This is a genomic window from Acinetobacter sp. UBA3132 (assembly GCF_002364825.1).
In the GTDB taxonomy this organism is placed as follows: domain Bacteria; phylum Pseudomonadota; class Gammaproteobacteria; order Pseudomonadales; family Moraxellaceae; genus Acinetobacter; species Acinetobacter schindleri.
Window position 1 is genome coordinate 1 of sequence record NZ_DEZM01000157.1, and the last position, 7,242, is coordinate 7,242.

Consider the following 7,242-nt stretch of genomic DNA (forward strand, 5'->3'; position numbering starts at 1 on the left):
CAATTAGCTTTTTCTACATTTATTACGAAAGTCAATAAAAATACTCCTCTAATTATTTAAACTGACTATAATATGCTCAACCTAAATGCTGAGACTGCAAAGGATCGATAACCATGAGACGTTCACTGTTTGCCATGTTAACAAACACCCTTCTACTCTGTTTTATGAGTGGAAACACCATGGCAAATCAATACTATAAATGGGTCGATGCCAAGGGAGTAACGCATTACACCAAAACACCACCGCCAAAAAATGCAAAAAAAGCAGGTAAAGTGGAAACTTATGGCTGGAAAAATTCAGCCCCAACCCCTCCTAGAAATACTGAACCTGCTGAACAAACTGAGCACGCATCTCAAGAACAGCTGCAACAATTGCCTCAAGCTCCAGCGGATCAAGACCAGCAGCAACGCGAAGCGAACGAAGCCTTGCAACAATCTAAAAAGCGTGCAGTCGCTTTATAAGGCATCCCTCTAATAGGACAGTCGTTTTTTCTTCGGGAAATGTGAGTGCAAAATTCACTATAAGTGCATTTTGCGCTATGCTGTGCCTCATAATTTTTTAACCGTTCTCTTGTATTACGTATATGACTACTCACATTGACTCAGAATACCAAGCCAGTGCGATTGAGCCTCAAGTCCAACAGGACTGGGAATCGCAGAAAGCCTTTAAAGTTGCCGACACTGTAGAAGGTCCACGTCGTTATATCCTCTCGATGTTCCCTTACCCAAGTGGCAAACTGCATATGGGTCATGTGCGTAACTATACGATTGGTGACGTGATCAGCCGTTTCCACCGTTTAAAAGGTGAAACTGTGCTTCAACCAATGGGTTGGGACGCTTTTGGCTTACCTGCGGAAAATGCAGCAATTGCGCATCAGGTTGCCCCTGCAAAATGGACCTTTGAAAACATTGATTACATGCGTAATCAGTTGAAAAAGTTAGGTCTTGCAGTGGACTGGGATCGTGAATTCGCAACCTGCACACCTGAATACTACCGCTGGGAACAATGGTTATTTGTTCAGCTTTATAAAAAAGGCCTGATCTACCGTAAACTTTCAACCGTGAACTGGGATCCAGTCGATCAAACAGTTCTTGCCAACGAACAAGTTGAAAATGGTCGCGGCTGGCGTTCAGGTGCATTGGTAGAAAAACGTGATATTCCAATGTACTACTTCCGCATCACAGACTATGCGCAAGAATTATTGGATGACCTAGACACACTTAAAGATGGTTGGCCACAACAAGTCTTGACCATGCAACGTAACTGGATTGGTCGCTCGCAAGGTATGGAAATTACCTTCCCTTCAGCAAATCCTGAAGTTTACTCAGATGGTCTAACTGTATTTACCACACGTGCCGACACCTTGATGGGTGTGACTTATGTTGCTGTTGCAGCAGAACACCCAATGGCGCTAAAAGCGGCTGAAACGAATCCTGAATTAAAAGCATTTATTGAAGAATGCCGTATGGGTTCTGTGGCAGAAGCGGATCTTGCCACTGCCGAGAAGAAAGGCATGGCAACCGGTCTTTCTGTGAAGCATCCTGTGACTGGCGAAGAAGTTCCGGTTTGGATCGCCAACTATGTATTGATGTCTTATGGTTCAGGTGCAGTGATGGCAGTTCCATCACACGATGAACGTGACTTCGAATTTGCCAACAAATATGGCTTAACCATCAAGCAAGTGATTGATGCCAAAGGCGCTGATGATAGCGAGTTTGATGCGACTCAATGGCAAGAATGGTACGGCTCGAAAGAAGGTAAACTGGTTAATTCAGGTGAATTTGATGGTTTAGATTTCCAAGGCGCATTTGATGCTTTCTTGGCAAAACTTGAGCCACAAGGTCTTGCCAATGTAAAAGTTCAATTCCGTTTACGTGACTGGGGTGTTTCCCGTCAGCGTTATTGGGGTTGTCCAATTCCAATGATTAACTGTGACACTTGTGGTCAAGTGCCAGTGCCAGAAGAGCAACTTCCTGTTGTACTGCCGACTGACGTAGTTCCAGACGGTTCAGGCAACCCATTGAACAAAATGCCTGAGTTCTACGAAACCAAATGTCCTTGCTGTGGTGGCGACGCGCGTCGTGAAACAGATACCTTGGATACTTTCGTAGAATCATCTTGGTACTATGCACGTTATGCATCTCCAGACTTTACAGATGGCATGGTGAAACCTGAAGCGGGTCAAACCTGGCTTCCTGTCAACCAATACATCGGTGGTGTTGAACACGCGATTCTACATTTGCTTTATGCACGTTTCTTCCACAAATTGATGCGTGATGAAGGTGTGGTACAAGGTAACGAACCGTTCACTAACTTGTTAACCCAAGGTATGGTGCTTGCTGATACGTATTACCGCGAAGCGGAATCAGGTAAGAAAACATGGTTCAATCCTGCGGACATCGAGCTTGAAAAAGACGAAAAAGGTCGTATCACTTCTGCGAAATACAAAGAAGATGGTCAAGACGTTGTCGTTGGCGGTCAAGAGAAGATGTCGAAATCGAAAAACAACGGGATCGACCCACAAGCGATTATTGACCAATACGGTGCAGACACTGCACGTGTATTCATGATGTTCGCTGCACCACCTGACCAATCGTTAGAATGGTCTGATGCCGGTGTTGAGGGTGCAAACCGCTTCTTGAAACGCGTATGGCGTTTGGCAACGGGCTTCCTTGAACAAGATAATGCTGCTGCAACTATCGACAAAGCATTGCTTTCAACTGCTGCGCAAGACTTACGTCGTAAAACCCATGAAACCATCCAAAAAGTGGGTGATGACATTGAACGTCGTCATGCATTTAACACTGCCATTGCAGCAATGATGGAACTTCTGAACGCAAACAATAAGTTTGAAGCGAAAGATGACAACGACGTGGCTGTTGCACGTGAATCCATCACCACACTTCTGACTTTACTTGCACCATTTGCACCGCATTTAAGCCAAACGTTATTGGCTCAGTTCGGCATCGAGTTAACTTCTGCTCAATTCCCAAGCGTTGATGAGTCTGCATTGACACGTAATACACAAACCATCGTGGTTCAGGTGAATGGTAAGCTTCGTGGCAAACTTGAAGTGTCTGTAGATGCGTCTAAAGATGACATTCTTGCACAAGCAAAAGCATTACCTGAAGTACAACAATTCTTGACGGGTCCGACCAAGAAAGAAATTGTGGTGCCGAATAAATTAGTGAATTTGGTGGTTTAATATCCTCAAGTTCCCTCTCCTATTAGGAGAGGGTTAGGGAGAGGGTTAGGGAGAGGTAAGTTGAAAAAATAACCTCATCCTAGCCTTCTCCCAGAGGGAGAAGGAACTTTATAAAGGATTTCACAATTCCCAAACAAAGCCCGTTGCCAGTCAACGGGCTTTGCACATACAATCACGACATACTTTTTTCATTTCTTTTATCTAAAGAATAATACAGAGGACAACGCATGCATTTGGGCAAACGTTTAGCAGCAATTGTTTTAACTTGTGGTCTAAGTGCAGGTCTAGTCGGCTGTGGCTTCCATCTTAAAGGTAATAATCCAAGCTCAGTACCCGTGGCTTATTCAGTAATGAGTCTGGCTTTACCTACCAATACCGAGGAGCTTCAGGAAAAACTGGCAATTTATCTGGGTGCAGCCGGCGTACAATTGTCAAATTCACCAAATGCCTATGTATTGCGTGTACTGGACTATACTCCGCGTCGTCTGGAATTAAACGGTAAACTGGTAGAAACATTATTACGTCTCAATGTGACCTTCCGTATTGAAGATGCACAAGGTAATCCTGTGACTGAACCGCGTACGATCGTCGCGACCCGCACCTATCAATATGATATCGAGACAGTAAATACTGATGACCAGGAACAGGTTTTCCTGAAACAGGTTCTCATTGATGATGTAGCACAACAGATTGCGCGTCAGATATCATCAAATCGCCTACCATTGGCAAAACCTGAAACTCCTACTCAACCGGCACAATAAGACTGAACCATGAAACTTGATTACCTTCAGGCATTAAAACGTGTCTCCGATGCTCGCGGTGCCTGGGTGTTACATGGTCAGGAACCTCTGCTTGAGCAGAACCTGATGGATGCTTTTCGTGCCAGCTGGCAACAGCGGGAAGTTGAACGTCAGCGCTATGATGTCAGTTCGGTCAGTGACTGGAAAAATGTCTTTAATGCATTAAATAGTTTGTCTCTGTTTTCGACTCAATTAGCGGTTGAAGTACATGGCAACATCAAGCCGGACGCTAGTGGCATCAAGCTATTAAAAAGCTATTTGCAGCAGGACAGTGACAATTTATTGCTGATCATCATGCCTAAACAGGATAGTAGCAGCCTGAAATCCAGCTTTTTCCAGGTCATGGATGCCAATGGCGTCAATGTCTCTCTGACAGCCAATTATCCGCGCGACCGTCAGCAAATTTTGTCAGTTGAGGCAGAAAAGCTCGGCATTAAACTTGCCAATGATGCCTGGGCATGGCTGGAACAACACCATGAGCATAACCTGCTGGCAGCCAAAAATAGTCTGATGCGTGTTAGTGATACCTTTGCTGAGATCGATGTAATCCAGGTGGATCATCTGTATGCCTGCCTGCAAGATCAATCACGTTATAGTACCTATGACCTGAGTGATGCCTTGCTAAATGGCAATCTGGCACAATCGATTAAAATTTTTCAGTATCTGATTGCTTCTGGTGAGCCATTGAGCTTAATTCTGTGGAGTATCAGCAAGGAAATGCGTTTGTTAATGCAGCTGTTTGAACAGCCACAAAATGCGCTACAGATCGGTATCTGGAAAACCAAAGTTAGCCTATATCAACAGGCTTTACGTCGACTTAGCCCACAAACCTTTTTAGCTTGGCCGGCCCTGTTATTAAGAGTTGATGCTTCTATCAAAGGGTTGGGGCATGAAAACCCTGAACATTTGGTGCAGCAAGCCATTGCCAGCATGTGTGGCAAAACTTTATTTCATTAAGAGCTTAATCATCAGATAAATAAAATAATAATCATTCTTATTTGTTAAAAAAATTCACGATTTATCCTTAATTCGCTTTTATAATCACTCACATATCTCTGACTTAAATCTGTTCACTATGCCAAAAATAAAACCGTCCAAACTGATCATGGCAGTAGTCATTGCCATTGCACTTATAGCCACCGGGTGGTATTTCCTCAAACCTGAAGAACAGCCAACGCAATATATTACTGCTGAGGTGACTCAGGGAGATATTGAAAACTCGGTACTGGCAACAGGTGTACTGGAAGCTACCAAGATGGTTAGCGTCGGTGCGCAGGTTTCTGGTCAGGTGAAAAGAATGTATGTGCAACTGGGCGATCAGGTTAAACAGGGTCAGTTGATTGCTCAAATTGATTCTGTACGTCAGGAAAATGATTTAAAAACTGCTGAAGCCAGTATTAAAAACCAGATGGCTCAATTGGCAGTGCGACAAGCAAATCTGGCCAAAGTTGAAGCAGAATATAACCGTCAGAAAGCTATGTATGCACAGGATGCGACTTCCCGTTCAGAGCTGGAATCAGCCTTGGCAAGTTATAAGACAGCACAAGCGGAGATTACTGCAATTAATGCTCAGATTGAACAGTCACGTTTAACTTTAGCCACTGCAAAAGAAGATCTGGGCTATACCCAAATCGTGGCACCGATGGACGGTACCATTGTGGCGATTGTGACCGAAGAAGGCCAGACCGTAAACGCAAACCAGAGTGCACCGACCATTGTGAAGCTGGCAAAACTTGACACCATGACCATCAAAGCCGAAATTTCTGAAGCAGATGTCATGAAAGTTGAAGAAGGTCAAACGGTTTATTTCACCACCCTAGGCAATAGTGAAAAGAAAATCTACGCGAAACTACGTCAGGTAGAACCAGCACCAAATTCAATTAATACCGATACCAATACTTCAAGTTCATCTTCTAGTTCTGCAGTGTATTACAACGCCTTGTTCGATGTACCGAATGAAGATGGTAAATTGCGTATTGATATGACGGCGCAAGTTTATATTGTGCTGGATGAAGCACGAAATGTATTGACCATTCCAGCCGCTGCGATTCAAACCTCTAACCGTCCACAACGTCCAAATCGTGGTGAAGGTACTCAAGAAACACGTGGCGAGGGTCGTTCACGCAGCGAAGAGTCTGCTGCTCGTGATGAAAGCCGTGCTGACAATGCAAAAGGTGAGCGCCCTGCCCGTCTGGAACTTTCTGATGCAGAACGTGCTCTGGTTGAACAAGGCAAAGCTCAACGTGCCATGGTTCGTGTATTACAAGCGGACGGCACTGCTAAACCGACCCCAGTGCTGATCGGTCTGAATAACCGTGTGACAGCGCAAGTGATTAAAGGCCTGAAACGTGGTGATCAAGTGGTTATTGCCGATGGTTCAGACACTTCAAATGACAGTGCTAAACGAAGTGGTGGTGGTCGTAGTGGCGCCGGCCCAATGAGAATGTAAGCATGAATCAACAACAACAGCCTCTGTTAGAGGTCAAGAATCTGATTCGTGAATTCCCAGCGGGTGAAAGTACGGTTCAGATTCTCAAAGGTGTTAACCTCGAAATCTATCCCGGCGAGCTGGTTGCCATTGTTGGTCAGTCCGGTTCAGGTAAATCAACCTTAATGAACATTTTGGGTTGTCTGGATAAACCCACTGCTGGCAGCTATAAAGTCAAAGGGCGTGAAACCCGCGAACTGGAAGCGGACGAGCTGGCCCAGTTACGCCGTGAATACTTCGGCTTTATTTTCCAGCGCTATCATCTTCTTGGTGACTTGAATGCTGCAGGCAACGTTGAAGTGCCTGCCATTTACGCGGGGGCGGACTCAACTGAACGTCATGAGCGTGCTGTCAAATTGCTGACAGATTTAGGGCTAGGTGAAAAAACTGAAAACCGTCCAAGTCAGTTGTCTGGTGGTCAGCAGCAGCGTGTTTCAATTGCTCGGGCCTTAATGAATGGTGGTGACGTTATTCTTGCCGATGAACCAACAGGGGCATTGGACAAGAATAGCGGTATTGAAGTAATGCGCATTCTGCGCGAGCTGAATGCCAAAGGTCATACCATTATTCTGGTCACACATGATCATAATGTGGCCAAGAATGCGACCCGTATTATTGAGATTTCAGACGGTAATATTATTTCTGACCAGCAGAATGTACCTGAAGTCGATGATGGTTTTATAAAGCAAACACTAGAACGCAGTGAACAGAAGAAAATCTCCAGCTGGCGTTCAGCAGTAGATCGTCTA

At 44.8% G+C, this 7,242-nt stretch carries 6 protein-coding genes; all 6 read left to right on the forward strand.

Features of this window, described 5'->3' with window-relative positions; all coding sequences use genetic code 11:
• Nucleotides 1-134 precede the first annotated feature (134 nt).
• Nucleotides 135-461, forward strand: coding sequence for a DUF4124 domain-containing protein (locus tag B4033_RS08625; RefSeq protein WP_228145441.1), 327 nt, complete (start codon nucleotides 135-137; stop codon nucleotides 459-461).
• Nucleotides 462-583: 122 nt separating this feature from the next.
• Complete coding sequence (gene leuS / locus B4033_RS08630; protein ID WP_286833217.1) at nucleotides 584-3,205, forward strand: leucine--tRNA ligase; 2,622 nt, start codon at nucleotides 584-586, stop codon at nucleotides 3,203-3,205.
• 227 nt (nucleotides 3,206-3,432) lie between these two features.
• A complete protein-coding gene (locus tag B4033_RS08635) occupies nucleotides 3,433-3,966 on the forward strand; it encodes an LPS assembly lipoprotein LptE (protein WP_008305464.1) in 534 nt (177 codons plus the stop codon).
• Nucleotides 3,967-3,975: 9 nt separating this feature from the next.
• A complete protein-coding gene (holA, locus tag B4033_RS08640; RefSeq protein ID WP_286833219.1) occupies nucleotides 3,976-4,962 on the forward strand; it encodes a DNA polymerase III subunit delta in 987 nt (328 codons plus the stop codon).
• Between the two features lie 118 nt (nucleotides 4,963-5,080).
• Nucleotides 5,081-6,454, forward strand: a complete 1,374-nt coding sequence (locus tag B4033_RS08645; RefSeq protein WP_286833221.1) for a MacA family efflux pump subunit — start codon at nucleotides 5,081-5,083, stop codon at nucleotides 6,452-6,454.
• Nucleotides 6,455-6,456: 2 nt separating this feature from the next.
• Nucleotides 6,457-7,242: ATP-binding cassette domain-containing protein (locus B4033_RS08650; protein ID WP_286833223.1), on the forward strand; the 786-nt coding region annotated here is incomplete at its 3' end.